Genomic DNA, 24439 nt, shown 5'->3' on the forward strand with positions numbered 1-24439 from the left:
GGCCCCATCCGATGGATGGAGCCCACGGGTCGAGACGATCGCTGGCTGCGACCGGGAGTGCCAGGTCTTAGCCGCGCGTCGTTCTGAGGGAATCGCGGATCTCGGTCAACAGGAGGACCTGCGCATCGACTTCTTCTTCTACCGCGGGCATGCCAGCGGCCAGACGTGCGTCGCGGCGCTCGATGATCTTGTTCATCGGCATCACTACGACGAAGTAGATGGCTGCAGCCACGAGCAGGAAGTTGACGACGGCGGTAAGGAGGACACCGATCTTGATCGCGTGTTCCGGGCCAACGGCCAGGAAATTGTCAAAGTTCGGCGTACCCACGAGCACGGAGATCAGCGGCATCAGCACGCTGTTCACCAGTGCGTCGACGACGGTGGCAAATGCGCCACCAATCACAACGGCGACGGCAAGGTCTACGACATTGCCCTTCATGATGAATTCCTTGAATCCCTGTAACATGCGGCTCACTCTACCCAGACTGAATGGCGAATGTCGGGAATTGGACGATGAACGTCATGAATATGTCGTGAATAGTGGATTCTGAAGGTTGTCAGATCTTCCGCAGCAGCATCCGGCGGATCGAATGGTCACTGTCCTTTGTCAACACCAGCTGCGCCCTGCCCCGCGTCGGCAGGACGTTTTCCCGCAGGTTGGGCTCGTTGATCCGCCGCCAGATCCCCAGGGCCGTTTCGCGGGCCTGCGAATCGGTCAGGCTCGAATAGCGATGGAAATACGACGCCGGATCGGCGAAGGCACCGCTGCGCAACTTCATGAAACGGCTGACGTACCAATTCTCAATGGCGGGCGTTCGGGCATCCACGTAGACCGAAAAGTCGAAAAAGTCGCTGAGCGCGAGTCCTGCGGTACCGTCCGATCGGACCTGGGCGGGGGCCAGGACATTGAGGCCCTCGACGATGAGGACGTCGGGGCGGTGCACGATGACTTCCTTCCCCGGGACAATGTCGTACGTCAGATGCGAATACCAGGGCGCCCGAACCTCGTCGGCACCGGACTTGACCGTTGATACGAAACGCAACAGCGCACGGCGGTCATATGATTCGGGAAAGCCCTTGCGGTGCATGAGCCCGCGACGTTCCAGGACCTCATTCGGATAGAGGAATCCGTCGGTCGTCACCAGCTCGACGTTGGGTGTGTCCGGCCAGCGGCGCAGCATTTCCTGAAGGACGCGGGCGGTCGTGGACTTGCCGACGGCAACTGATCCCGCGACGCCGATGACGAATGGGGTGCGGCGGGTGGACTCGCCGAGGAAGGTGTTGGTGGCCTGGTGAAGTTGCCCCGCCGCCTGGACATAGAGATTCAACAGGCGCGACAGCGGAAGGTAGACATCTCGGATCTCCGTCAGATCCAACTTTTCACCAAGCCCGCTGAGCCGGATCAGGTCGCCTTCGTCCAGCGGTTGGGTGATCTCGTTGGACAACCGTGCCCAGGTCTGCCGGTCCAATTCCACATAGGGGGACACTCCGGCGTCATTGTCTCGGGGTGAGGTCACCCCTGAATTGTGCCAAGGCCGGGGCGATTACCCCAAACCGGTGTTGCCGTTTAGTCGTGCGCAACGATCAGGCGCCCGCAGCCGGCCATGGCCGGGGAAGGTGCCCAGGCACGGTATTCTTGGGTCCATGTGTGGAATTGTTGGCTATGTAGGCCGTCCAGGAAAAACGACCGGTGACCACGGTGCCCTCGACGTGGTGCTCGAGGGTCTGCGGCGGTTGGAATACCGCGGCTACGACTCCGCGGGAGTGGCCGTGCTCGTAGAGTCCGGTGTCGAATCCCGGAAGAAGGCCGGCAAGCTGGTCAACCTCATCAACGAACTCGATGCCAACCCGTTGCCCGCATCGTTGACCGGGATCGGCCACACCCGATGGGCAACGCACGGCGGTCCCTCGGACAGCAACGCGCACCCCCACCTCGCCGACGGTGGCAAGCTGGCGATGATCCACAACGGCATCATCGAGAACTTCGCGGAGCTACGCAAGGAACTGCTTTCCGCCGGATACACCTTCGAATCCGAGACCGATACCGAGGTAGCGGCCGTCCTGCTGGGCGACATCTACGCGCATGCCGGTGGACGCGATCTGGCCACGTCCATGCAGCTGGCGTGCCAACGCCTCGAGGGCGCATTCACGTTGTTGGCCATCCACGAGGAACAGCCAGGCGTCGTCGTCGCCGCCCGCCGCAACTCGCCACTCGTCGTCGGATTGGGGGAGGGGGAGAACTTCCTGGGCTCCGACGTCTCCGGGTTCATCGACTTCACCCGCCGCGCGGTCGAGCTCGGACAGGACCAGATCGTCACGATCACCCCGGACAACCACACCATCACCGACTTCTACGGCAATCCGGCGGAAGGCACCGAGTTCCATGTGGACTGGGACGCCGCCGCGGCAGAGAAGGGCGGCTTCGACTCCTTCATGGAGAAGGAGATCTTTGACCAGCCGGCCGCCGTCGCCGACACCCTGCTGGGCCGTTACGACGCCGACGGCCGGATGACGCTGGACGAATTGCGCATCGACGCCTCCGAGCTGGCCGGGATCTCGAAGATCATCGTGTTGGCGTGTGGCACCTCTGCCTATGCCGGGTCGGTTGCCAAGTACGCCATCGAGCACTGGTGCCGCATCCCGGTGGAGGTCGAGCTCAGCCACGAATTCCGCTATCGCGATCCGATCGTGGATGCCAGCACGCTGATCGTGTCGATCTCGCAGTCCGGGGAAACCATGGACACGCTGATGGCAGTCCGCTATGCCAAGGAGCAGGGTGCCAAGACCCTGTCCATCTGCAACACCAATGGCTCGACGATTCCCCGCGAATCCGACGCCGTCCTCTATACGCATGCCGGACCGGAAATCGCCGTGGCGTCGACCAAGGCCTTCCTCGCACAGATCACCGCCACGTATGTCCTCGGCCTGTACCTCGCGCAGCTGCGCGGCAACCTGTTCAGCGGGCAGATCAAGGACATCCTGGCCGACCTGCAGGACATCCCAGCGAAGATCCAGGACGTCCTCGACCGGGCCGATGTCATCAAGGAACTGGCCCGCTCGATGTCCGACGCCAGCTCCGTGCTGTTCCTCGGCCGCCACGTCGGCTACCCGGTGGCCATGGAAGGAGCCCTCAAGCTCAAGGAGATCGCCTACATCCACGCCGAAGGCTTCGCCGCCGGTGAGCTGAAGCACGGGCCGATCGCCCTGATCGACGATGGCCAGCCGGTGTTCGTCGTCGTGCCTTCCCCGCGGGGACGGCACTCGCTGCACTCCAAGGTGGTCTCGAACATCCAGGAAGTCCGGGCGCGCGGCGCCAAGACCCTGGTGATTGCCGAGGCCGGCGACGAGGCAGTCCGCGACTATGCGGAGTTCGTCTTCCACGTTCCGGAGACCCCGACCCTCCTGATGCCGCTGCTGGCCACCGTGCCGTTGCAGCTCTTCGCATGTGAATTGGCCAGCGCCAAGGGATTCGATGTCGACCAGCCGCGCAACCTGGCGAAGTCCGTCACCGTCGAGTAGCGTTCGACCGCACCCCCCTGCAACGCCCCGGAACCTGCGTGGTACCGGGGCGTTTGCGTGTCTACCCGAGGGCGCGATCGGCCAAGCCGAAGACATAGGCCGCCTGCCCGGCGTGCTGGGTCGTGTCGTTGAGGACGCTGACCAGCCGCGACGCTGCCGAGACCTCCGGCTGCCACCGTCGATCCACGACCCGGTGAAAGTCCGTCTCCTCGAGCGACCCGACGATCGCCAGGGTGGCCTGGTGCACCGCCGCATGGTATCCGCCCAGCAGGCGCCCATCGGTGACGGAGAAGGCAGCAACATCGTGGACGCCATGGCCGAATCCCGTGTCGTGGGGACCGTAGGGCAGGTTGAACCGTTCGGCCCAGCCACCCTGCTGCCACTGCTGTCCGTCGGGAATCCGGTGCCCGCCGTGTTCGGCGGGTGCGGACCGTCCCGCGAGCACCGCAGCGAGGTCGGCCAGGTGGTCGTCCTGCACGCGCGCCAAGTGCCACACCAGCCAGGCGACGGAGTTTGACGCGGCATCTGGCTGGTACGACAACCAACGGGGATCGGCGTCGTGGACCAGGACGGAGACGGTTTCTGCAACACGGCCGAAGCCATCGACGAGCAATTCCAGGGCGGCCGGAGAGGACATGGTGGCTCCTTCAAGGTGGGGGAACCGAGGCTACCCCCGTACGCCCGACGGCCCAAGCCCTCCGCGTCGTCGCGGAGCCGAGCGTGCTGGCGTTATTGACGACGGCGCCGGTACCCATGCGGGCCTGGCCCGGGGCAACAACAGATAAGCTGGTGGCATGATTGTCGGCATTGGCGTTGATGTAGTGCAGGTTTCCCGGTTCAGAGCCCAACTCGAACGCACCCCGGCCCTTCGCGAGCGGCTGTTCGTACCGGCAGAACGAGAATTGAACATCCGTTCCCTGGCTGCGCGGTTTGCCGCCAAGGAAGCCGTCGCCAAGGCCCTCGGAGCGCCAGTGGGAATGAACTGGCAGCACTGCCAAGTGGTCGTCGACGCAGCAGGGGACCCCCAGGTGCTGGTGGACGGGACGGTCGCCGACGCCGCCATCGCGAAAGACGTCCAATATTGGCACCTGTCCCTCAGCCATGATGGCGACCTGGCCACGGCCATGGTCGTTGCGGAGCGCTAGACCATGATCAATGTATATACGGGAACACAAATCCGCGCCGCCGAAGCCGGACTCCTCGAGGCTGGAGAAGGCGCCGGGCTCATGCGAACGGCGGCCCACGGACTCGCCCACCACACCATGGCACTGCTCCGCGCTCGCTATGGGGCCGTTTACGGCGCCCGGGTCGCAGCCCTGATCGGCACGGGCAACAACGGCGGTGATGGGCTCTATGCGCTGGCCACGTTGGCAGGTCGCGGCGTTTCCTGCACCGCCATCTTGCTGGGGGACCGCGCGCACCCGGAAGCACTGGCTGCCTTCCGCCGCACCGGCGGCCGGGTGATCGACGGCGGGGTTCCGGCCTCGGGTGCCCGCGGGAAAACCCGCTTCCGTGCTGCCGCCGAGGCGCTACGAGGTGTCGACCTGGTGATCGACGCAGTGCTGGGCACCGGGGCGCAGGGGCGCCTCTCCCTGCCCGAGGTCCCCGCCGATCTGCCGGTGGTGGCCTGCGACCTGCCCTCCGGGGTGGACGCGGACACCGGGGCGGCGCCCAGCGGCGTCCTGCCAGCGGATCTGACCGTTACCTTCGGGGCGATGAAGACCGGTCTCTGCGTCGGGACCGGCCGTTTGCTGGCCGGCCGTGTCGAGGTTGTCGACATCGGTCTGGAAGCGGTGCTCGGCCAGCCCGACCTGCGGATCATCACCGGCACCGACGCCGGCGCCCTCACTCCCCGGCCGACGGGGGACCTGCACAAATACTCACGCGGCGTGCTCGGCCTGATCGCCGGTTCCGACCGGTATCCAGGTGCTGCGGTGCTGGCCGCGACGGCCGCCGTGAACACGTCCGTCGGGATGTTGCGCACCCTGGCCCCGGAACGCCCCGCGGCGTTGCTGGCCGCAGCCGTCCCCGAAGCGGTTCCGGCCGAGGGGCCCGACGTGCGGGTCGACGCCTGGGCCATGGGACCCGGGATCGCCGAGGACGAGGACCAGCTGGCCGCCGTCGAGCAGGTTCTGGACTCCCACCAGCGGGCGGTCATCGATGCCAGCGCGCTGCGTGCCCTCCAGCCGGCCCAGGGGCATACGGGACTCGTCTTGACGCCCCACGCCGGTGAACTCGAGGACCTTTTGGGCAAGGCAGGGGTGCGGGTCACGGTCGCCGACATCGAGGCCGATCCGGTCCGCTGGGCCCGCTGGGCGGCCGTCGGCTATTCATCGGTGGTGCTGTTGAAGGGCCACTCGACGATCTGCGTGGCCCCCGACGGATACATGGTGGTCAGCCTCAACGGGCCGGCCCAGCTGGCCACGGCGGGCAGCGGCGACGTGTTGACCGGGATGCTGGGCGCGATGCTCGCGACTTCCGACGCCGCAGGAGACTCGACGCATGGCCTCGTGGAACTGGCCGCCGCGGCAGCCTACCGCCACGGGGAAGCGGCCCGCATCGCGGGTCGGGACGGCGGCTTCGGTGCCGGCCGGCTGGCCCAGGTAGCCGGCAGGGAAGGCTACCTGGCGTAATCAGCCAGCCGGATCGAACTTGCGCCCGAGCGCGGCGACAGTCCAGCCGGCTTCCTCCCACTGGGCGTGATCCAGTACGTTGCGGCCGTCGACCAGACGGGTTCCGCGCACCCAAGGGGCCAGGTCCGCGGGCGTCAGCGCCTTGAACTCGTTCCACTCCGTCAGCAGCAACACCAGGTCGGCATCGCGGACGGCATCAGCCACCGAGTCCACATACCCGAGGCGGGGGAACCGCCGTCGTGCATTCTCATTGCCCTCCGGGTCGTAGACCGTGACCTCGGCGCCGTTGTTGTACAGGCGCCCGGCGACGTCCAGTGCCGGTGAGTCCCGGACGTCGTCGCTGTCGGGCTTGAACGCCACGCCGAGCACGGCGATGCGCCGGTCGGCGACGGAATCGTCGAGCATCTGGTGGGCCAGCGAAACCACCCGGTCACGGCGACGCAGGTTGATGTCGTCGACGTTGTGCAGGAAGGCCATCGTGTGGTTCAGCCCCAGCTCGCTGACCCGCGTCTGCAGGGCCCGGATGTCCTTGGGCAGGCAGCCCCCGCCGAACCCGATCCCGGCATTGAGGAACTTCCGGCCGATGCGCGAATCGAAGCCCAGGGCGTCGGCCAGCGTGCGGATGTCGCCGCCGACCGTCTCGGTGACCTCGGAGAACGCGTTGATGAACGAGATCTTGGTGGCGAGGAACGCGTTGGCGGCGACCTTGACCAGTTCGGCGGTCTCGAAGTCGGTGATGATGAGCGGGGTGTCCTGGCCCAGGGCCCGCGCGTAGACCTCGCGCAACCGGGCTTCGGCAGCAGCGGAGTCGATGCCGAAAACCAGCCGGTCAGGGGTCAGGGTGTCCTTCACGGCGAATCCCTCGCGCAGGAATTCGGGGTTCCACGCCAATTCCAGCTCCACGCCCGGCCGTGCCTCGGAGGCAATGACGCCGGCCAGGCGCCGCGCCGTGCCGACCGGGACCGTGGACTTCCCGACGATGAGTGCATCGCGGGTGATATGCCGTGCCAGCGACCTGACGGCGGCATCGACATAGCGCAGGTCTGCCCCGCGATCGGCGGCGCGTTCGGGGGTTCCGACGCCGACGAAGTGGACATCGGCCCACCCGCCGATCTCGGCGTAGTCGGTGGTGAACCGCAGGCGCCCCGACCGCACGTGCTTGACCAGCAGCTCCGGCAGGCCGGGCTCATGGAACGGCAACTCGCCCTGGGACAGCCGGTCGATCTTCGCCTGGTCGACATCCACCCCGATGACCTCGAATCCGAGCTCGGCCATGCACGCTGCGTGGGTCGCGCCGAGGTAACCGGTACCGATCACTGAAATCCTGAGCGTCATCTGCGCCTAACTGTTGTGTGGGGCGGGGTGGACTCCGACCATGTTAACCGTGCCGGGTGGGTTGCCGGTGGGAAGACGGTGAATGCACACTGTCCGCTGGCGGAATGTTGGGCGTTCGCGCGGCGTACCGTGGCGATCAGGCGGGGCCGGCTGTGTCGTGGGCTTGGGCGGCGAGGTAGGCGTGCAGTGCCTCGTGCTGGTCGCGTGGTTCGAAGCCGGTGGCGTGGATGCGAGTCAGGTCCAATACCGAGTTCAGGGGGCGGGGGGCCGCCTGTTTGCCGGCGAAGTACTCCGCGGTGCTGATCCCGGTGACGTCGCCGCGGTTCCGTCCCGCGGCGGCGTATGCCTCCACGGCGATGTCGGCCCAGCTGGCCGGTTCACCGGCGTTGGTCAGGTTGTACGTCCCGGCAGGTGCCCCGGTGGCCAGCAGGTGTGCGATGCCCGCGGCGATGGTGTCGGTGAAGGACAGGCGGCCGTATTGGTCGTTGACGACGGCGGGGCTGATGCCGCGTGCGGCGAGGGCGAGCATGGTCTTCACGAAGTTGTTGCCGTCCCCGATGACCCAGCTGGTGCGGATGAGGTAGTGCTCCGGCACGGTGGCGACGGCCAGGTCCCCGGCGGCCTTGGACTGGCCGTAGACACCCAGCGGTGACAGGGCGGCGTCCTCGGGGTAGGGGGCGGGGGAGGTGCCGTCGAAGACGTAGTCGCTGGAGACGTGGACCAGCCGCAGGGAATTCTCGGTGCAGATCCGCGCCAGGGCGGCGACCCCGGTGGCATTCGCCGCCCAGGCGGCGGTCCGGCCGGCCGGGGTTTCGGCCTCGTCCACGCGGGTGTAGGCGCCGGCGTTGATGATCGTGGCGTATCCGGACCAGTCCCGCGCAGCCAGGCCCGCGGTATCGGTGAGGTCCAGGTCGGTGCGGGTGGCGTAGTCGATGTCGTCGCGGTCGGCGAAGTGCCGACGCAGTGCGGTGCCGAGTTGTCCGCCGGCGCCCAGGACGAGGGTGCGTAGCGGGGCGACGGGGTCGACGTCGGCGAGCCGGGGGTGGGCGCGGTCCTTGTCGGAGAGTTGGGCTTGTTCCAGGGGGATGGGCCAGGCGATGGCGGCGGTTTCGTCGGCGAGGTTCACGAACGCGTACTTCGAGGTGGCCTCGGCGGACCAGTGGTCGTTGACGAGGTAGGTGTAGGCGGTGTCTTCTTCCAGGGTCTGGAAGGCGTTGCCGACCCCGCGGGGGACGAACACCGCGGTGTCCGGTCCGAGCTCGGTGGTGAAGACCTCCCCGAAGGACGCCCCGGCGCGCAGGTCGACCCAGGCGCCGAAGATCCGGCCGGTGGCCACGGAGACATACTTGTCCCAGGGCTCGGCGTGGATGCCGCGGGTGGTGCCGGCGGCGGCGTTGAAGGAGATGTTGTTCTGCACGGGCCCGAAGTCCGGCAGGCCCAGGGCGGTCATCTTCGCGCGTTGCCAGTTCTCCTTGAACCAGCCGCGGTTGTCCCCGTGCACGGGCAGGGACACCACGAGCATCCCGGGGATGTTCTCCACGGGCGTGGCGGCCAGGGGGGCGGGGCCGGTGGGCTTTTCGTGGGTGGCCATGGCCTAGTGTCCTGCCTGTTGGTACTTCGCCTCGGTCGCCGCCTTCTGCGGACGCCACCAGGGCTCGTGGTCGCGGTACCAGGTGACGGTGTCGGCCAGGCCGGCGGCGAAGTCGGCGCGGGCCGGGGCCCAGCCGAGTTCGGTGCGCAGCTTCGTGGAGTCGATGGCGTAGCGCAGGTCGTGCCCGGCCCGGTCGGTGACGTGCTCGAACGCGTCGGGTTCCTGCCCGAAGACCTGCAGCAGGGCCTTCACGACGTCGAGGTTGTTGCGTTCGCCGTCGGCACCGATGAGGTAGGTTTCCCCGATGCGCCCGTGGTTCAGGATCGTCCAGACGGCGCTGGAGTGGTCATCGGCGTGGATCCAGTCGCGCACGTTGGCCCCGCTGCCGTAGAGGCGGGGGCGCACCCCGTCGATCAGGTTGGTGATCTGGCGGGGGATGAACTTCTCCACATGCTGGTAGGGCCCGTAGTTGTTCGAGCAGTTGCTGATCGTCGCGGCCACCCCGAAGGAGCGGACCCAGGCGCGGACCAGCAGGTCAGATCCGGCCTTGGTCGAGGAGTACGGGCTGGAGGGGTTGTAGGGGGTGTGTTCGGTGAAACGCTGCGGGTCATCGAGTTCGAGGTCCCCGTAGACCTCGTCGGTGGAGATGTGGTGGTACCGGGTGCCGTGTTTGCGGGCGGCCTCGAGCAGGGTGAACGTCCCGGTGATGTTGGTATCCAGGAACGGACGCGGATCGTGCAGCGAGTTGTCGTTGTGCGACTCGGCGGCGTAGTGCACGACGGCGTCGGCCTCGCCGAGGAGGGTGTCCACCAGGGAGGCGTCGCAGATGTCGCCTTCGACCAGGCGGAACCGCTCCGGATCCAGGCCTTCCAGCGAGGCCGTGTTCCCGGCATAGGTCAGTTTGTCCAGTACGGTGACCCGCGCGTCGGTGTTCTCCAGGACGTAATGCACGAAGTTCGAACCGATGAAGCCGGCACCGCCGGTGACCACGAGATTGACCATGGGCAAGACATTACCCGGTCGCGCCGCCGTCGTGCCCTACCGTTCCGGGGTCACGACACAGTACGGTTGGGCCCATGAGGGGAATCATTCTCGCCGGTGGTACGGGCTCGCGGCTGCACCCGATCACCCAGGGCATCAGCAAGCAGCTCGTCCCGGTCTACGACAAGCCGATGATCTACTACCCGTTGGCCACGCTCATGCTCGCCGGCATCAAGGAGATCCTGCTCATCACGACCCCGCACGATGCGGACCAGTTCCAGCGCCTGCTCGGCGACGGATCGCAATGGGGTCTTCAGTTGAGCTATGCCGTGCAGGAGTCCCCGGACGGGTTGGCCCAGGCGTTTTTGATCGGCGAGGACCACATTGGCGACGGCAAGGTCGCGCTCGTGCTCGGCGACAACATCTTCTACGGTTCGGGCCTGGGCACCCAGCTGCAGAAACTCGGTGACCTCACCGGCGCCGCGGTCTTCGGGTACCACGTGGCGGACCCCCAGGCCTATGGCGTCGTGGAATTCGACGCGCAGGGCAACGCGGTGTCGTTGGAGGAAAAGCCCGAGAACCCGCGCAGCAACTACGCGGTGCCGGGCCTGTATTTCTACGACAACCGCGTCGTGGAGATCGCCCGGGCGCTGAAGCCCTCGCCGCGCGGTGAGCTGGAGATCACGGACGTGAACCGCCGCTACCTGGAAATGGGCGAGCTGAAGGTCTCCGTCCTGCCCCGGGGCACTGCCTGGCTGGACACCGGGACGTTCGAGTCACTGAATGACGCGTCCAACTACATCCGCACCATCGACGCCAGGCAGGGCCTGAAGCTCAGCGCCCCCGAGGAGATCGCCTGGCGGCAGGGCTTCATCACCGACGCCCAGCTCGATGCCCTGGCCCGGCCCCTGGTCAAGAGCGGCTACGGCCGGTACCTGCTGAACCTGCTGGATTCCGCGAACCAACGCGTCGGCAGCTGATGCGACAATGATGGCGTGACTTCGCAAACTGCGCCCCGGGTAGAGGAAGGCGGCACCATGCCCACGGACCAGGGGTTCGGGCCCGGTCCGGATTTTGAACGCCGGGCGGAAATCGACCTCTCGGCGATCCGGGACAACGTCAAGCGCGTGATCGAACTCGCCGCACCAGCGACCGTCATGGCGGTGCTCAAGGCCGACGCGTACGGGCACGGTGTCCTGCCCGTCGCGGCCGCGGCGCTGCAGGCCGGCGCGGGTTGGTTGGGGTTCGCCCACATCAGCGAGGCACTGGTAGTGCGCAAAGCGGGGATCACCGCCCCCACGCTGGCCTGGCTGCACACCACCGACGCGCCCTTCGCCGAGGCCATCGCCCGGAACATCGACCTCGGGGTCTCCGGCTGGGAGCTGGACTACATCGCCGCGGCAGCCAAACAGGCAGAACGTCCCGCACGCGTGCACCTGAAGATCGATACCGGACTGGGCCGAAACGGCTGCCCCCCGGCCCAATGGGAACGGCTGCTCGGGGCTGCCGCGGCCTACCAGGAGGAGGGGCTGCTGCGCGTGGTCGGCGTCTTCACCCATCTGGCGGTCGCCGATGAACCGGACCGCGGCGAAACCGACAGCCAGCTGGAATTGTTCCGTGAGGCGGTGAGCCTCGCAGAAGACGCGGGTTTCGACCTGGAGGTGCGTCATGCGGCCAACACCCCGGCCATCCTGTCCCGCCCGGACGCGCATTTTGACCTGGTGCGCCTGGGCCTGGGCATGTACGGGTTGAGCCCGTTTGCCGACCAGACGTCCCGGCAGCTGGGCCTGCGGCCGGCCATGCGGCTGGTGGCACGCATCGCCAATGTCAAGAACGTCCCGGCGGGTCAGGGCGTCTCCTACGGGTTGACCTACCGGACCGCCGAGCCGACCTCCCTGGCGCTGATCCCGATGGGCTATGGCGATGGCGTGCCGCGATCCGCCGTGGAGGGCCCGGTGCTCATCGACGGGCGCAAACTGCTCAGCCGCGGACGGATCGCGATGGACCAGTTCGTTGTCGACCTCGGCCAGGTCAGCGACCCGGCCTCGCTGGTCGGGGCCGAAGTGGTCCTCTTCGGTGGCGACGGGCCTTCGGCCGACGAATGGGCGGCCGCGGCACACACCATCAACTATGAGATCGTCACACGGATCTCCCCGCGCGTGCCCCGCTTGTACGTCGAGGGATCCTGGGGGCCCAAGGATGCCTGACACCACGGCCACCGCCGGCCGGGAAGCCGAGGCAGGGGCCCCCATCTGGACCGCCGAGGTCAACACGATTGGAGCCGAATCGACGCAGGATCTCGCGGCACGCATCGGCGCCGCACTGCTGCCCGGCGACCTGCTGTTGCTCACTGGGGAACTCGGCGCCGGGAAAACCACGTTCACCCAGGGGCTCGGGGCGGGCCTCGGCGTGCGCGAGGGCATCATCTCGCCGACATTCGTCCTCTCACGGATCCACCCGTCGGTAACGGGGGGCCCGGACCTGGTGCATGTGGACGCCTACCGGCTCTCCGGTGCCGGGGAACTCGAGGACCTGGACCTGGAAGCGAGCATGGACCGCTCGGTCACCGTGGTCGAGTGGGGGCTCGGCAAGGCGGAGCAGCTCAGCGACTCGCGGCTGGAGATCACCCTCGTCCGCGAGACGGGCTCCACGATGGCCGGACACGATGGTGCCCCCATCCTGGAATATCCGGAAACGGATGACGACGAACCGCGGACGATCACCGTCGTCGCCTTCGGCCCCGCGTGGACGAACCGCCGGCTCTTCTGAGGCTAGGGATTCGCGGCATCTCGCCCGGTGACCGTCGCCAGGCCGGCGCGCCTGGCGCCGTGCAGCGATGGGGAGTTCTCCCCATCGCGGAGTCGTCGCACCCCACCTAGGCTGGATTGGATGGGAAGGCTGGCAGGCATGAGACTGGTTGACGTGGAATTGCCTGCGGGCTGGAGACGACTCGAGGCCTTCGGCTGCAACTATCTGGCCTGCCACACGGGGCTCGGCGGGGCAGCCGATTCGGGCCGGGGCGACGGTCAGGTCGGCGAGGCTCCCGGGCAGACCGGCGACGCGGTACCGGTGACCGTGCAGGGGCTCGATATCCTCTCCCGACCGGTCGGAAACCGTGCGACCGGCATTCCCTGGGGGTCCGTTCCGTCCAGCAGCATCATTGCGGTCGAGTACCAGTCCCGCAACATCATGCAGGGAATCGGCGGCCTCTTCGTGGTTGACGTCGGGAGGACCCACATTTCCGGTTTTTCGGCCCGGCGCATGGATCTGACGCACCGGCGTACCGGGGTGGCCCTGTTTACCAGGCGTTGGGTCATGCCCCTGGGGGAGCGTACGCTGGAGATCGCGGCAACGTGCCCCCTCGACCATTTCCGCCGCCATATTCAGGACTTCGACGAGCTGGAAGACAGGATCCAAGTCGCCGCATGAACGCCCCATCGACCGGTGACCGGGAGGCCGCCGATGCCGCTTGGCCCAGTGGACCCCTGATTCGACCCGCCGCGTGGGACATCATGGTTCAGGCGTGGCCGGGTCGGGGGCTCCGCCGCTCGACCATCCGCAAACGGCGGTCCCTGGTCGCGGAGCTCGCAGCCCAGGGGTGGGTGGATGCGGCGGGCCGCTTCAGCGAGCAGGCCCGCGAAGTGCTCCCCGCCGCAGCGAATCCGACATCCATCTGGAACGCGACCGGACGCCACCAGGGGTTGACGTCCGACGTCAGGATCTATGGCGGCTCCGAGGACAGCACGCTGAGTGTCGGCCCCGACGCTGCCACCTTGCGAGGAGCCTCGGGTGACCACGCGCCGGTCCAGGGCGCGGAATTGCCCGTGGCCATCAGGAACTTGGATACCCATGAGATCCCCACACTCCTGTGCGCCTGGGCCGGGGTCCGGCCGGGGGCCCCACCAGCTGACCAGCGGCTGGAACTCCCGGTCCCCGTATTCACCGCCCGGGCCCACGGGACGGCGGGGCCGCCGCCCCACGAATTCGAGAACGCCCGGGAGCTGTGGAACGACGATTGGTTCGTCTGGGACGTCGTGACCCCTGCGGGGACCGGACACGGGTTCATCGGGACCGTTGACAACGGGAATTTCGCCTTCGGACACGTGGCGTCCGCCGGTGTCCCCATGATCCGCCTGGTGCCGATCAGAAGTGGCGAGATCTGGCGGATCCTCGAAGCTGCCCAGCAGATCTGAGGACGCGCGGCTGACAGGGATCCTGCGCCCGCATACGATGGAGCCGTGCTTATTCTGGCCATCGACACCTCCGCCACCGCTTCCGCCGCCTTGCTGAGGACCCGTTCCCCGGGCTCGGCAGCCCAATTGCTGGCGTCGTTCCACACGGACGAGACCAACACCCACTCCGAGGTCCTTGCCCCCGGCATCCAGGGTCTTCTCGCCGAATCGGGAAGCTCGGGTGCGGACATCGACGCCATCGTCGTCGGCGTGGGGCCCGGCCCGTTCACCGGACTGCGCGTGGGCATCGCGACGGCACGAGCCCTCGGTTTCGCATGGGGGGTCCCCGTCCACGGGGCCATGAGCCTGAACGCCTTGGCGCACGACGTGCTGGTCGACACTTCACCCAGTGGTGACCGCGACCATGGCTTCACCGTGGCCATCGATGCCCGGCGCAAGGAGCTCTACTGGGCGCGTTACGCCGCCGACGGCACCCTGCTGGACGGTCCCCGTGTCGGCGCCGCCGAGACGCTGCCCGCCGTGCCCGTCCACGGTGCCGGGGCGGGCATCTATGGAGAACGGCTGGCCGCGAACGGCGCACGGGTAGTGGACCGGTTCGCCGACCGCCAGCCCTCGGCGGCTTCGCTCGGTGCCTGGGCCATCCGGATCCTGGCGGCGGGCGGGGAACTGCTGCCCACGACCCCCCTCTACCTGCGTGATTCGGACGCAAAGGTGCCTGCGCAGATGAAGGGTGCACCGGCGTCGTGATCTACCGGGACATGACCGAGGCGGATATCCCGGCCGTGTGGGAACTCGAGTGCCGGTTGTTCCCCGAGGATGCCTGGCCGCTGGAGATGTTCCGCGACGAGTTGGGACAGCCGACGACGCGCAGATATTGGGTCGCGGAGGATGGCGGGAACATCGTCGCCTACTGCGGGATGATGTGCGTGCTCCCGCTGGCGGATGTGCAGACCATCGCGGTCCTGCCGGAATTCGAGGGGCAGGGCATCGGCTCCACGCTGCTGGGCCAGCTGATCGACGAGGCCCGCGAACGCGGGGCACGGGATGTCCTGCTGGAGGTCCGGGCCGATAATCCACGGGCCCAGACGCTCTACACCAGGTTCGGGTTCGAGCACATCCACACACGCCGCCGGTACTATCCGGGTGGCGTGGATGCGCTCGTCATGCGGTTGGAGCTGGACCCGGCCTAGCCCCCTTCGGCGCGACGGTTGCCGGGGCAGATGTCCCGCGCGAGACGCGACACGTCGGCGACGGACTCCTCGCCCTGTCGGTCGATCTCGTTGACCAGGTCCGCGGCCTCCGTCCACGCCGAGAGGGCCGTCGATTGGGGCACGCCGGAATGAAGCTGCGAACAGAGTTCGGCCCGACGATGGGCACCGGCCATGGTGGCGCTCGAGACCAGCGAGAGTGCGGCGTCCCTTCCGGCCTCGGCATCGCACTGCTCCACCGCGAGGTGCCGGCGTTGACGCCGATCCGGCCAGAGGCGGATGAAACGCTCGACGAAGGCCGCGGCCGCCGCGGTACCGAGCTGGTCCACCACCGAATGCGGGGCAGCGGCACACACGAGGGTGCTGGCTCCGGGGGCATCCCGTGGTTCGGCGCGGGTCATGGGATCATGGTGCGCCGCCCACCCCTCGGAACCACTCAAGGCATGCTCAAGATCGGCTCGAGGTTGTCCCGGTCGGGACTGCAGGGAACTTGCGCAAAAGTTTTGTAACCCCAGGTGCTGGTTCTGGGGCTGGAAACCGGCGCCGATGATTTCTTCACCAAGCCCTTCAGCCCCCGCGAGTTGCGGGCACGCATCGAAGCCATCATGCGCCGTCGAGCCCGGGACCGTGAGGCGTTGCAGGCAGCGTCGGTCGGCGACGGGGAGCAGGTGCCGGACGCCGCCGCGGATCCGAGCACGGCCGGGAACGGCGAACCGGTGGGCAGGCTTCGTCTCAACGGGCTGGTACTTGATCCGCCCGCGATCTCCGTTCGGGTCGATGACGGTGAAATCGCCGGAACCCCGACCGAGTTCACGCTGCTCCACGCGATCCTGGCCAGCGGGCGAACCGCCCGGACCAAAACCTCCCTGGTCCGTCGGCTGCGCGACGAGGACGCGGACTCCGGCCCCTTCGTGTCCGAGGCCGATGAGCGCAGCGTCGAGGTCCACGTCCGAAACCTGCGACGCAAACTCGGCGACAATGCCAAGGCCCCCGCTGGATCGAGACGGTCCGCGGGATCGGCTACCGGGCGGCATCCGCGGCGTAGTCCGGCCGCCGCCCGCTCCCCGGGGGGCCCCGGTCCTAGATGCGGTGACCGGCGATGACCTTGCGGGCCGCAGCCAGGTGTTTGGAAGTGCATTTCCCGCCGTAGCCCGCGGTCCAGCTCCAGCCGTTCTTCTCGGTTCCGGACAGGCGGGCTCCCATGGCAACGGCCATGCAGTCTGCCATGTGTTCCGTGCCGTTCCGGTTGCCGTAGACGGCGTTCATGCGCCGGGCCATGGCCGCGAAATCGTAGGTGAAGGCGCGGTATTGCAGAATGTGTGCGCACTCGTGGTACTGGATGGCGATGGCCTGCGGATGATTGGGATCCAGCCGCCCCCCGAAGCCGCTGCTGGTATCCAGGGTGATCCGCTCGACGTATTTCCCGGTCCACCCGCTGGCCTCAGCGTAGTTCCCGAGTCCCGGCCCTGCGGTGATCGGAACCGACCGGCACCACCGGGAGATGTTCTTGGCGGCCGACTGTCGCCAGCTGAGCTTGCCCGTCTTCGTGGAAAGTGCAACTTTGGAGACCCGCGACGTCTGGATCCAACCGGTCGCCGATCCGTATTCGACCTGGACGCGGCCCCTGGCCGTGGCGCTGCCCCGGCTGGCCAGCGTGTAGTCGGCCGGGACAGTGGCGAGCTTTTTGGCCGAGGTCGAGGACGCATAGAGCGGTGTCGCGCTGGAAGTCTGGAACTTCCCGTTCACGGTGCGCCGGACATCGGTGCGCTTGGCCCACCCGGTCCTTCCCGCACTGTAGAGCTGCAGGTAACTGCCCGAGACCCGGCCCGTGGCCACCAGCTGCTTGCCGCGGGTGATGGTGGCGACCGTGCTGCCTTTTCCCGGGGCTGAATGCAGCGCCGTTTTCCGCACCGTTTCGTACCGGGGCTGGGACAACTTCCGCGCGTACGACGCGGGGAACCAACCGGCCTTGCCTGCATGCGTAGTCCGGATCCACTTGCCCTTCATCGACCGGGCGACGAGGTAAGCGCCGACTTTGACCTTGGCCAGCTTGCGGCCGGACGCCGAGGGCGTCGCCCGCAGGTCATAGGCGCGGGTGACCTGGTACTGCACAGGCGGGGTCGACGGGACCTTGGCGGTAGTGATGGCGCGGCGTGGTGCCGAGGCCGCCACCGCCGTCGTACCGGAAACCGCTGCAACCACCGGGGCGGTCGGGACCGTGGCTCCGGAGGCGAGCGCGGGGACGGGGGCGAGGCTGCCCAGCAGCAATGCCAGTGCTGCGACGAGCGCGGTGCGGCGCATGGGTGGTCCTTTCCAGACCCGGTCCGCCGTCCCTGTCGTCAGGTGCCGCATCGCCGGTGCGATCAATGGTCCTAGGGATCGTAACCGAAGGAATGCCGCTCCGCCATGGTGTCTTGCCTCATGCCACGGCCGACCTGGCGTCGGCACTAAACTGGGTGCATGACTTCCCCCGCTCCGCTGGTCCTCGGAATCGAATCCTCCTGCGACGAAACCGGTGTCGGGATCGTCCGGGGAACCGAGCTGCTGGCCAACACGGTGTCCTCGTCGATGGACGAACACGTCCGGTTCGGCGGGGTGATCCCCGAGATCGCCTCCCGTGCGCATCTGGACGCGTTCGTCCCCACGCTGCAGGAGGCGCTCTCGACCGCCGGGGTCACCCTGAACGACATCGACGCGCTCGCCGTCACCTCCGGACCGGGCCTCTCCGGCGCGCTGATGGTCGGCGTCGCTGCCGCGAAGGCCGTCGCCCTGGCCACCGGCAAGCCGCTCTACGCGATCAACCACCTGGTGGCCCATGTGGGGGTGGGGGTGCTAGACGGCGGCACCTTGCCTTCCAGCCTTGGCGCACTGCTGGTTTCCGGCGGGCACACCGAGATCCTTCGCGTGAACTCGCTGGCCTCCGACATCGAACTGCTGGGGGCCACCATCGACGATGCCGCCGGCGAAGCCTACGACAAGGTGGCCCGGCTACTCGGGTTGGGGTACCCGGGCGGACCGGTGATCGACAGGCTGGCGCGCGAGGGCGATCCGAAGGCCATTCGGTTCCCGCGCGGCCTGACGCTGCCCAAGTTCCTCGGCACTGCAGAAGCGCCGGGAAAGCACCGGTACGACTTCTCCTTCTCCGGGCTGAAGACCGCCGTGGCCCGTTGCGTCGAGCAATACCAGGCCCGTGGCGAGGAGGTTCCGGTTGCCGACATCGCCGCATCCTTCCAGGAAGCGGTCGTGGACGTGGTGACCAAGAAGGCGGTCATGGCCTGCACCGAGCACGGCCTGGAGAACCTGCTGCTGGGCGGGGGAGTGGCGGCGAACTCCCGCCTGCGCGAACTCCTGGCGGCCCGCTGCACGTCGGCTGGCATCAACCTGCGGATCCCTCCGATCGGCCTCTGCACCGACAACGGGGCGATGGTTGCGGCGCTGGCCGCGCAACTGGTGATCAACGGTGTCCGGCCCACAGGCATCGGCTTCTCCGCCGACTCCGGCCAGCCCGTGTCCCAAATCAGCCTGTAGACGCGACGGGTACGCGAGGGAAGGACGCTGGACGACGGGGATCTGTTCCGCCGTGTCAGCGGGATGACGTCCACCAACGGCTAGCTGTTCCCGGGAACGGCTTCGTCGAGCGGCGACGGGGTACAAGCGACGGCATCGCACGTCGTGGTACCGGCGTCTTGGCCTTTAGGCAATGTGCATCCGGGCGATGTTGTCCTGGACGACGGCACGCAGGTCACCGGAATTGGCAGCGGCGATCTTACGCTGCCACTGGTAGCCGGCTCCACCGTTGATGATGCGTTCGACGTCGCCGAGCTCATTGCTGCAGCCGAGTTTTCGGGCGATCGGTTCGAGCCGGTTGATTTCGCGCATGAGGTGGTCGGTGACCAGCATTTCGTCGCCGGCGGCGTTGAGGATGATGATGGCATCCATGCCGTAGCGGGCTGCGCGCCACTTGTTCTCGGTGCGGTGCCAGGGCGGCATGACCCCGATGGTCCCGCCGTTGTCGAGGGTGGTGGACATGTCGTCCACCAGGCACTGGGTGAGCGCTGCGATGGCGCCAATGTCCTGCAGTGAGGACAACCCGTCGGCGATGCGCATCTCCACGGTGCCGAAGCGGGGCACCGGGCGGACGTCCCAGCGGATCTCGGAGATGTCGTCGATGACGCCGGTGTGCAGCATGTCCCCGACGTAGCCTTCGAAACCCGCCCAGTCGTCGAAGTGGTAGGGCAGCCCGGCGGTGGGCAGCTGCTGGAACATCAGGGCCCGGTGGCTGGCGTAGCCGGTGTCCTCTCCGCCCCAGAACGGACTGGAGGCGGAGATGGCCTGGAAATGCGGCTGGTAGTTGACCAGTCCGTCGACGATGGGCAGTGCCTTGTCGCGGCGGTCCAAGCCGACGTGGACGTGTACGCCGTAGATGACCATCTGCTGGCCCCACCACTGGGTGCGGTCGATCAGCCGGGCATAGCGTTCCTTGTCGGTGACCGGCTGCAGCTTCGGGGTGGCGAACGGGTGCGACCCGGCACAGTAGAGGTCGATGCCCAGCGGGTCGGTGACTTGGCGGATGACCCCGAGGTTCTCGTGCAACTCGGCCTTGGCCTGGGCGACGGTCTCGCAGACGCCGGTGACGATTTCCACGGTGTTCAGCAGTAGCTCCTGCTTGATGTGCGGGTGCTCGTCGTCCGGGTCCAGCCCGCCGTGCGCGGCGTGTACGCCCTCGAGGACCTGCTGCGCCACCGAACGCAGGTCACCGGTGGTGTGGTCAACGAGCGCTACTTCCCATTCGACGCCGAGGGTGGACTGCCGTGAGGTGGCGAAGTCAATCTGCATCCGGGCTCCTGACATGTGAAAAGGTTCGACCCGGCCATTCTATTGGGTGCAGGGGAGCAGCGCCGTCGGCATGGCCGCAGCGCCAGGGCGCGGGGCTCCCGGCGTCGGGCCGGGGGAGGGCCGCGGTCCTAGAAGTCGGTCGGCCGGTTCTCTCTCGAGGAGAAGACCGACTCGGGCCGTGGGAGGGTCTTGTCGTCGACGGTGATGTCCACCAGTTCGTTGTAGAACGCGATGAGGCCCGCGATCTTTTCGACAGCAGCGTAGGGATGCGGATAGGACCAGGCCACACCGGCGGCGCCCGGGGCGTCCCAGTACTCCTCGGCTCGGCCCTTGTAGGGGCAGTGGCTGTGGTTGGTGCTGCCGTCCAGCCGGTCCAGGGCGACGTCGCTTCGCGGAAAGTAGTAACGCGTGGGAAGACCCGTTTCGAACAGGAGCACCGGCCGGTGAGTTTCGGCGAGTGCGACGCCATCGAGGGTTACGGTGACGTGTCGGGAGCTCTGCAGGGCCTCTACCCGCTTGTGTGGATCGCGGGGATGGCCGAAAACCTCCTCGTCCTCCTCGAACCAGTGGTCGATGATCCCGGGCTGCCAGGTCAGCACGAGGCGGTCCTGGAGGTCCGCGTCGTCGAGTATCCAGGCGGCATGGGACAGGATCTTCCCGTCGAGGTGGAGATCGAACCACTGCGCCACCGGACCCTTGGGCAGGAAGAAGCTGCCGCCCGGGGTGGGCGGATGGGCAGCGGGCCGCAGCAGCTCCGTGCGGACGTCGTTGCGCGGGAAGGCGTACGAGGGAATCGGGAACGCGTCATCCCAGAACAGGATCGAAGCCCGGCTGTCCACCACGGTCGTGTCGCCGACCACGGCGCGGACCCACTTGTCACTGGTTTCGAAGCGCATGTGAACCACCCGTATTCCGTTCCTGTCAGTGCAGGAATCCTACGCCGGCTCGGCATCTTCGGATATGCCGCGGTCCTGCCGGGGCGAGGCGACGGCCCCGGCCGGGGTATCCGGGCGGAAGGCTAGACCGGCTCCACTTCGATCGCGACCCGGCGCTCGCCGATCCGGGTCAGCACCAACGTGGCGCGGCGCTTGGCCTTCTTGCCGGAACCGGCCAGCAGCGTCTTGCGCAGTTCCTCGGGCGCCACGTCGAGCCCGCGCTTCTTGATGTCCAGCACGCCGATGCCCGCCGACTTCGCCCACATGCGCAACGCCTTGACGTTGTAGGGGTGCACGCGCAGCACCTTGTAGGCCCGGGCGAACGGGGTCTCCACCAGTTCGGGCGCGCAGAAGTATGCGATGTGTGGGTCCAGCAGATGCCCGCCGACCTTGTCCAGCGCCTCGGCCACCAGGCCGGCGCGGATCACGGCGCCGTCGGGCTCGTACAGGTATCCCTCGATGTCGCCCACGGGAACGCCGCCGCGGATGGCGGCCCCGGGATCGAAGTCGTCGGAGGCGGTGAGTTCGTGCGACCCCCCGCCGCCCAGGACGAGTGCCGCCCGGCGGACTCCCGGTCGGGCCAGCGGGCCGAACCAGAGCGCTGCCTCGGTGACGTCCCCGTTAACCGAGACCCACTGGGCCTCGCAGCCGGCCGGCAGGGATTCGTGCGGGATGCCCGGGCCGAGCTTCACCCCCACCGGCAGGCCGCGGTCGGCGAGCGACTCGACGTACGACAACGGCGGGCTGAAGGCCTCGGGGTCGAACAACCGCGAGGTGCCCGAGGTGGAGGTGGTGCGCCGGGCAGGGTCGAGCCAGACGGCGTCGAACCCCTCCAGATCGAACGCGGTGGCGTCGGCGTTGACGACCCTGGCGTTCGGCCAGGGCATGAGGTTCACCGTGGCCGCGGCAGCGGTCGTCTCGTCGATTTCGACGGCGGTCACGTCCAGTTCCAAGGAGGCCATGGCCATGGCATCGGCGCCCAGTCCGCACCCGAGGTCGGCAATCCTGGACAGCCCGGCGTTGATGAACCGGCGCGCATGCAGCGCCGCGACGTTCAGCCGGGTGGCCTGCTCCAGACCGGCACGCGTGAACACCATATGCGAGGCAAATGGTCCCAGCTTCATGGCACCCTGCGCGCGCAGCCGGGCCTGGTGCACGACGGCGGTGACCAGTTCTGGCCCATGCCCCTCCTTGCGCAGGCGCAGGTTCAATTCCAGGGCGGCCTGGTCCGTGGCAGCTGCCTCGGCGGGAAGGGAATTGAGCAGGCCGAAGCCCTCGGGGGAGAGGACTGCAGCGAGGTTTTCCGTGGCTGGTGCGGGGGAGGGCATGAAAACAACCCTAACGTCGCCATGGGGAGTTCTCCCCATGGCAGTCCACGGCAGGGCGCGGTTAGTGTGAGGTGTCGGTTTTTGCAAGTTGGGTGCCTAGCCCACAGGTGGCAGGGGCACCCAAAGACGCACGGATGAAAGGTGGGGTCTGGTGGGTGGCATGGACAGTTACGACATCAATCCGGCAACGGTCCGGGCGGCACTGTCCAACGTGACGACCGATCGCGAGGACATTGCGCCCAAGCGCGAGGCCATGTTCGAGAAGATGGAAGATCTGATGGAAGCCGCCAAGATGCGTGCGGTCTCCACGGCCTTGTCTTCGGTGTGGAACGACCTCATCGCATTGCAAGCGGAAGCAGCCGAGACGCGCATCGAAAATGCGGTCAACGGCATGGAGGGGTCCGTCCAGGCTTTCGAGCAAGGTGACATCTCGATGATGGAGAGTGCCCAGGCGACGATGCGGCAGAGCCCCGAGCTGGAAATCGACGACGCCATCGTCGTAGAGGGATAACCATGTCGATCGATGCCACCGGCCTGCACGACTGGCCGAAACCGGACAACATGGACACGGCAGCCGAGGGTCTGACGAAGAAAGGCAAGGAACTCCGCGAAAAGGTCGAGGACTGCGAGACTGCCTGGAAGGCCCTGTACCCCGGATTCAAGACCGATCACGCCGCCGTCCAGGAAAAAGTTGAGCAGATGTTCGACCTGATCACGGCCCACGGTGATGCAGTCGAAGGGGCCACCTATCTGGTCGAGCAAGCCGTCAACGGGTTCGCCTCCAGGGTGCGGGAGCTTGAGCTCCGCCGGACTGAGGCCAACGAGCGCATTGCCGAACACGATCGGATGGTCGGCGAAGGGGACCTTCCCGACGGTGGAATCTACACCACCGATGCCGTGCAGACCTACGTTAACAACGTGGTCGGGGATCTGGTGCAGGCTGCGGAGGAGTGCGGCTCGGAGTTGGAAGGGATCGACGGTCAGGAGATCGCCGATGCCGGGTTCGTTGCACCAAGCCCCGGGCCCTCGGACGCGGTCACCGTGGCAGGGTGGACACAATTCTCGCGGGTCACCTACAACTACACCGTTCTCGAGAACGTCGAGATTCCCGTGTGGGACTACACCACGACGGCCCCGAGCGCTGACTGGGTGATTGATTCCGATGGCGTCATCAGCAGGGCTCCCTTCATCAATGGTCCGGAGGTGGTGGGGTCCCGCGTGGAAATCCAAGAAGTCGAGCACACGGGTACCAAGAAGTCCTGGACCGGGATGCGCACACCGGTGAATCCCTGGGCCTATGAACATTTTGACTGGTACAAGGACCGGGTGGATGCCCATGCCGAGCGATACACCACCGCGGGGCCGCGATTTTGGGATGTCAAGGGGCGTCTTCTGGATTTCGAGGAGGCGATGCGCAGCGGCGGGAACTTCACCCGGGCTCTCCGGGTCGCCGGGCCGATCGCGATGGTCGTCGGTGCGGGCCTGACGTACAAGAGCGAGTACGACAAAGCGCTGGAAGAAGTGGCTGCGGAGCACCCGGACTGGACGGACGAGGAAATCCGCAACCGCGCCGGTGAGATGTCAGCCGTCCAGGGCACCACCCAGGTCGGGCTGGACCTTGCTGCTGGATTGGGCGGTGCCGCCATCGGTACCGCGATCGGCGGACCAGTGGGTACAGTCATCGGCTTCGGAGCGGGCATCGCCATCAGCTGGATTGCGAACGAGACCGGCTTCAATGATTGGGTTAAGGACGGGGTCCAAGAGGTGTGGGACTGGGGCACCGATACGGCCGAACCAGTGACCGATGCCATCGGGGACGCCTGGAATTGGGCATTCGGCTAGTGTGCAGCACTGCTAGCCTGAGGAGGACGCCTGCACCG

Annotated in this window: 25 protein-coding genes; 14 read left to right on the forward strand and 11 right to left on the reverse strand. The window is 67.3% G+C overall.

Features of this window, described 5'->3' with window-relative positions:
* Nucleotides 1-67: 67 nt before the first annotated feature.
* Together mscL and coaA are read right to left on the reverse strand one after the other, a co-directional pair.
* Nucleotides 68-466, reverse strand: coding sequence for a large conductance mechanosensitive channel protein MscL (mscL, locus tag AC1MEQ_RS15225; protein WP_479791840.1), 399 nt, complete (start codon nucleotides 464-466; stop codon nucleotides 68-70).
* A gap of 91 nt (nucleotides 467-557) precedes the next feature.
* On the reverse strand, nucleotides 558-1517 hold the full coding sequence (gene coaA, locus AC1MEQ_RS15230; RefSeq protein ID WP_479791842.1) for a type I pantothenate kinase: 960 nt from the start codon (nucleotides 1515-1517) through the stop codon (nucleotides 558-560).
* A 127-nt stretch (nucleotides 1518-1644) separates the two neighbouring features.
* Here coaA and glmS point away from each other — a divergent pair, with 127 nt between their 5' ends.
* Nucleotides 1645-3519, forward strand: a complete 1875-nt coding sequence (gene glmS, locus AC1MEQ_RS15235) for a glutamine--fructose-6-phosphate transaminase (isomerizing) (RefSeq protein WP_479791843.1) — start codon at nucleotides 1645-1647, stop codon at nucleotides 3517-3519.
* Nucleotides 3520-3580: 61 nt separating this feature from the next.
* Here the strand turns inward: glmS and AC1MEQ_RS15240 are convergent, their stop codons facing one another.
* Nucleotides 3581-4156, reverse strand: a complete 576-nt coding sequence (locus AC1MEQ_RS15240) for a mycothiol transferase (RefSeq protein WP_479791845.1) — start codon at nucleotides 4154-4156, stop codon at nucleotides 3581-3583.
* Nucleotides 4157-4313: 157 nt separating this feature from the next.
* Here AC1MEQ_RS15240 and AC1MEQ_RS15245 point away from each other — a divergent pair, with 157 nt between their 5' ends.
* Together AC1MEQ_RS15245 and AC1MEQ_RS15250 are read left to right on the forward strand one after the other, a co-directional pair.
* Nucleotides 4314-4664, forward strand: a complete 351-nt coding sequence (locus tag AC1MEQ_RS15245) for a holo-ACP synthase (RefSeq protein ID WP_479791847.1) — start codon at nucleotides 4314-4316, stop codon at nucleotides 4662-4664.
* 3 nt (nucleotides 4665-4667) lie between these two features.
* Nucleotides 4668-6152 (forward strand): NAD(P)H-hydrate dehydratase, encoded by a 1485-nt coding sequence (locus AC1MEQ_RS15250; protein WP_479791849.1) that lies wholly within the window; start codon nucleotides 4668-4670, stop codon nucleotides 6150-6152.
* On the opposite strand, the gene AC1MEQ_RS15255 is transcribed toward AC1MEQ_RS15250, so the two are convergent.
* From AC1MEQ_RS15255 to rfbB, 3 genes are all read right to left on the reverse strand, one after another.
* Nucleotides 6153-7487 (reverse strand): UDP-glucose dehydrogenase family protein, encoded by a 1335-nt coding sequence (locus tag AC1MEQ_RS15255; protein ID WP_479791850.1) that lies wholly within the window; start codon nucleotides 7485-7487, stop codon nucleotides 6153-6155.
* 136 nt (nucleotides 7488-7623) lie between these two features.
* A complete protein-coding gene (locus AC1MEQ_RS15260) occupies nucleotides 7624-9078 on the reverse strand; it encodes a sugar nucleotide-binding protein (protein ID WP_479791851.1) in 1455 nt (484 codons plus the stop codon).
* Between the two features lie 3 nt (nucleotides 9079-9081).
* Nucleotides 9082-10080 (reverse strand): dTDP-glucose 4,6-dehydratase, encoded by a 999-nt coding sequence (gene rfbB / locus AC1MEQ_RS15265; RefSeq protein WP_479791853.1) that lies wholly within the window; start codon nucleotides 10078-10080, stop codon nucleotides 9082-9084.
* Nucleotides 10081-10154: 74 nt separating this feature from the next.
* Here rfbB and rfbA point away from each other — a divergent pair, with 74 nt between their 5' ends.
* The 7 genes from rfbA (at nucleotide 10155) to rimI (ending at nucleotide 15442) form a co-directional block, all read left to right on the forward strand.
* Nucleotides 10155-11039, forward strand: coding sequence for a glucose-1-phosphate thymidylyltransferase RfbA (gene rfbA, locus AC1MEQ_RS15270; RefSeq protein ID WP_479791854.1), 885 nt, complete (start codon nucleotides 10155-10157; stop codon nucleotides 11037-11039).
* A 57-nt stretch (nucleotides 11040-11096) separates the two neighbouring features.
* A complete protein-coding gene (gene alr / locus AC1MEQ_RS15275; protein ID WP_479791856.1) occupies nucleotides 11097-12266 on the forward strand; it encodes an alanine racemase in 1170 nt (389 codons plus the stop codon).
* Entirely contained in the window at nucleotides 12259-12828 is a 570-nt protein-coding gene (tsaE, locus tag AC1MEQ_RS15280) for a tRNA (adenosine(37)-N6)-threonylcarbamoyltransferase complex ATPase subunit type 1 TsaE (RefSeq protein ID WP_479791858.1), read from the forward strand. Before alr ends, tsaE begins: the two co-directional genes overlap by 8 nt.
* 138 nt (nucleotides 12829-12966) lie before the next feature.
* Nucleotides 12967-13488: a hypothetical protein gene (locus AC1MEQ_RS15285; protein WP_479791860.1), complete on the forward strand. Its 522-nt coding sequence runs from the start codon at nucleotides 12967-12969 to the stop codon at nucleotides 13486-13488.
* Nucleotides 13485-14252 (forward strand): hypothetical protein, encoded by a 768-nt coding sequence (locus AC1MEQ_RS15290; protein ID WP_479791862.1) that lies wholly within the window; start codon nucleotides 13485-13487, stop codon nucleotides 14250-14252. Before AC1MEQ_RS15285 ends, AC1MEQ_RS15290 begins: the two co-directional genes overlap by 4 nt.
* A gap of 45 nt (nucleotides 14253-14297) precedes the next feature.
* Nucleotides 14298-14999 carry a tRNA (adenosine(37)-N6)-threonylcarbamoyltransferase complex dimerization subunit type 1 TsaB gene (tsaB, locus tag AC1MEQ_RS15295; RefSeq protein WP_479791864.1) on the forward strand — a complete coding sequence of 234 codons (702 nt, stop codon included), beginning with the start codon at nucleotides 14298-14300 and terminating at the stop codon, nucleotides 14997-14999.
* Nucleotides 15000-15010: 11 nt separating this feature from the next.
* Nucleotides 15011-15442 carry a ribosomal protein S18-alanine N-acetyltransferase gene (rimI, locus tag AC1MEQ_RS15300; RefSeq protein ID WP_479796150.1) on the forward strand — a complete coding sequence of 144 codons (432 nt, stop codon included), beginning with the start codon at nucleotides 15011-15013 and terminating at the stop codon, nucleotides 15440-15442.
* Here rimI and AC1MEQ_RS15305 read toward each other — a convergent pair.
* Entirely contained in the window at nucleotides 15439-15861 is a 423-nt protein-coding gene (locus tag AC1MEQ_RS15305) for a hypothetical protein (RefSeq protein ID WP_479791865.1), read from the reverse strand. The two genes, rimI and AC1MEQ_RS15305, sit on opposite strands and share 4 nt — an antisense overlap.
* 114 nt (nucleotides 15862-15975) lie before the next feature.
* Between AC1MEQ_RS15305 and AC1MEQ_RS15310 the strand changes: the two genes are divergently transcribed.
* Nucleotides 15976-16563 carry a response regulator transcription factor gene (locus AC1MEQ_RS15310; protein ID WP_479791868.1) on the forward strand — a complete coding sequence of 196 codons (588 nt, stop codon included), beginning with the start codon at nucleotides 15976-15978 and terminating at the stop codon, nucleotides 16561-16563.
* Here AC1MEQ_RS15310 and AC1MEQ_RS15315 read toward each other — a convergent pair.
* Nucleotides 16541-17761, reverse strand: a complete 1221-nt coding sequence (locus AC1MEQ_RS15315) for an SH3 domain-containing protein (protein WP_479791870.1) — start codon at nucleotides 17759-17761, stop codon at nucleotides 16541-16543. The two genes, AC1MEQ_RS15310 and AC1MEQ_RS15315, sit on opposite strands and share 23 nt — an antisense overlap.
* A 159-nt stretch (nucleotides 17762-17920) precedes the next feature.
* Between AC1MEQ_RS15315 and tsaD the strand changes: the two genes are divergently transcribed.
* On the forward strand, nucleotides 17921-18988 hold the full coding sequence (gene tsaD / locus AC1MEQ_RS15320) for a tRNA (adenosine(37)-N6)-threonylcarbamoyltransferase complex transferase subunit TsaD (protein WP_479791873.1): 1068 nt from the start codon (nucleotides 17921-17923) through the stop codon (nucleotides 18986-18988).
* 165 nt (nucleotides 18989-19153) lie between these two features.
* Here the strand turns inward: tsaD and AC1MEQ_RS15325 are convergent, their stop codons facing one another.
* From AC1MEQ_RS15325 to AC1MEQ_RS15335, 3 genes are all read right to left on the reverse strand, one after another.
* Nucleotides 19154-20296, reverse strand: coding sequence for a glutamate--cysteine ligase (locus AC1MEQ_RS15325; RefSeq protein WP_479791874.1), 1143 nt, complete (start codon nucleotides 20294-20296; stop codon nucleotides 19154-19156).
* 128 nt (nucleotides 20297-20424) lie between these two features.
* Nucleotides 20425-21192, reverse strand: coding sequence for a DUF427 domain-containing protein (locus tag AC1MEQ_RS15330; RefSeq protein WP_479791876.1), 768 nt, complete (start codon nucleotides 21190-21192; stop codon nucleotides 20425-20427).
* A gap of 122 nt (nucleotides 21193-21314) precedes the next feature.
* Entirely contained in the window at nucleotides 21315-22559 is a 1245-nt protein-coding gene (locus AC1MEQ_RS15335) for a class I SAM-dependent methyltransferase (protein WP_479791878.1), read from the reverse strand.
* Nucleotides 22560-22719: 160 nt separating this feature from the next.
* Between AC1MEQ_RS15335 and AC1MEQ_RS15340 the strand changes: the two genes are divergently transcribed.
* Together AC1MEQ_RS15340 and AC1MEQ_RS15345 are read left to right on the forward strand one after the other, a co-directional pair.
* Nucleotides 22720-23070: a DUF6507 family protein gene (locus AC1MEQ_RS15340; RefSeq protein WP_479791879.1), complete on the forward strand. Its 351-nt coding sequence runs from the start codon at nucleotides 22720-22722 to the stop codon at nucleotides 23068-23070.
* 2 nt (nucleotides 23071-23072) lie between these two features.
* Nucleotides 23073-24401: a hypothetical protein gene (locus tag AC1MEQ_RS15345; protein ID WP_479791880.1), complete on the forward strand. Its 1329-nt coding sequence runs from the start codon at nucleotides 23073-23075 to the stop codon at nucleotides 24399-24401.
* Nucleotides 24402-24439: the final 38 nt, after the last annotated feature.

Source organism: Arthrobacter sp. ASL1 (assembly GCF_056680475.1).

Excerpts from the sequence above, each read along its gene's own strand:
- tsaD (WP_479791873.1), top strand. The coding sequence starts at position 17,921 with ATGACTTCCCCCGCTCCGCTGGTCCTCGGAATCGAATCCTCCTGCGAC.
- tsaE (WP_479791858.1), top strand. The coding sequence starts at position 12,259 with ATGCCTGACACCACGGCCACCGCCGGCCGGGAAGCCGAGGCAGGGGCC.
- mscL (WP_479791840.1), bottom strand. The coding sequence starts at position 466 with ATGTTACAGGGATTCAAGGAATTCATCATGAAGGGCAATGTCGTAGAC.
- AC1MEQ_RS15345 (WP_479791880.1), top strand. The coding sequence starts at position 23,073 with ATGTCGATCGATGCCACCGGCCTGCACGACTGGCCGAAACCGGACAAC.
- AC1MEQ_RS15315 (WP_479791870.1), bottom strand. The coding sequence starts at position 17,761 with ATGCGCCGCACCGCGCTCGTCGCAGCACTGGCATTGCTGCTGGGCAGC.
- AC1MEQ_RS15340 (WP_479791879.1), top strand. The coding sequence starts at position 22,720 with ATGGACAGTTACGACATCAATCCGGCAACGGTCCGGGCGGCACTGTCC.
- AC1MEQ_RS15335 (WP_479791878.1), bottom strand. The coding sequence starts at position 22,559 with ATGCCCTCCCCCGCACCAGCCACGGAAAACCTCGCTGCAGTCCTCTCC.
- AC1MEQ_RS15290 (WP_479791862.1), top strand. The coding sequence starts at position 13,485 with ATGAACGCCCCATCGACCGGTGACCGGGAGGCCGCCGATGCCGCTTGG.
- AC1MEQ_RS15250 (WP_479791849.1), top strand. The coding sequence starts at position 4,668 with ATGATCAATGTATATACGGGAACACAAATCCGCGCCGCCGAAGCCGGA.
- rfbB (WP_479791853.1), bottom strand. The coding sequence starts at position 10,080 with ATGGTCAATCTCGTGGTCACCGGCGGTGCCGGCTTCATCGGTTCGAAC.
- glmS (WP_479791843.1), top strand. The coding sequence starts at position 1,645 with ATGTGTGGAATTGTTGGCTATGTAGGCCGTCCAGGAAAAACGACCGGT.
- AC1MEQ_RS15285 (WP_479791860.1), top strand. The coding sequence starts at position 12,967 with ATGAGACTGGTTGACGTGGAATTGCCTGCGGGCTGGAGACGACTCGAG.
- AC1MEQ_RS15245 (WP_479791847.1), top strand. The coding sequence starts at position 4,314 with ATGATTGTCGGCATTGGCGTTGATGTAGTGCAGGTTTCCCGGTTCAGA.
- AC1MEQ_RS15255 (WP_479791850.1), bottom strand. The coding sequence starts at position 7,487 with ATGACGCTCAGGATTTCAGTGATCGGTACCGGTTACCTCGGCGCGACC.
- AC1MEQ_RS15305 (WP_479791865.1), bottom strand. The coding sequence starts at position 15,861 with ATGACCCGCGCCGAACCACGGGATGCCCCCGGAGCCAGCACCCTCGTG.
- rfbA (WP_479791854.1), top strand. The coding sequence starts at position 10,155 with ATGAGGGGAATCATTCTCGCCGGTGGTACGGGCTCGCGGCTGCACCCG.
- rimI (WP_479796150.1), top strand. The coding sequence starts at position 15,011 with ATGACCGAGGCGGATATCCCGGCCGTGTGGGAACTCGAGTGCCGGTTG.
- AC1MEQ_RS15240 (WP_479791845.1), bottom strand. The coding sequence starts at position 4,156 with ATGTCCTCTCCGGCCGCCCTGGAATTGCTCGTCGATGGCTTCGGCCGT.
- AC1MEQ_RS15325 (WP_479791874.1), bottom strand. The coding sequence starts at position 20,296 with ATGCAGATTGACTTCGCCACCTCACGGCAGTCCACCCTCGGCGTCGAA.
- alr (WP_479791856.1), top strand. The coding sequence starts at position 11,097 with ATGCCCACGGACCAGGGGTTCGGGCCCGGTCCGGATTTTGAACGCCGG.
- AC1MEQ_RS15330 (WP_479791876.1), bottom strand. The coding sequence starts at position 21,192 with ATGCGCTTCGAAACCAGTGACAAGTGGGTCCGCGCCGTGGTCGGCGAC.
- AC1MEQ_RS15260 (WP_479791851.1), bottom strand. The coding sequence starts at position 9,078 with ATGGCCACCCACGAAAAGCCCACCGGCCCCGCCCCCCTGGCCGCCACG.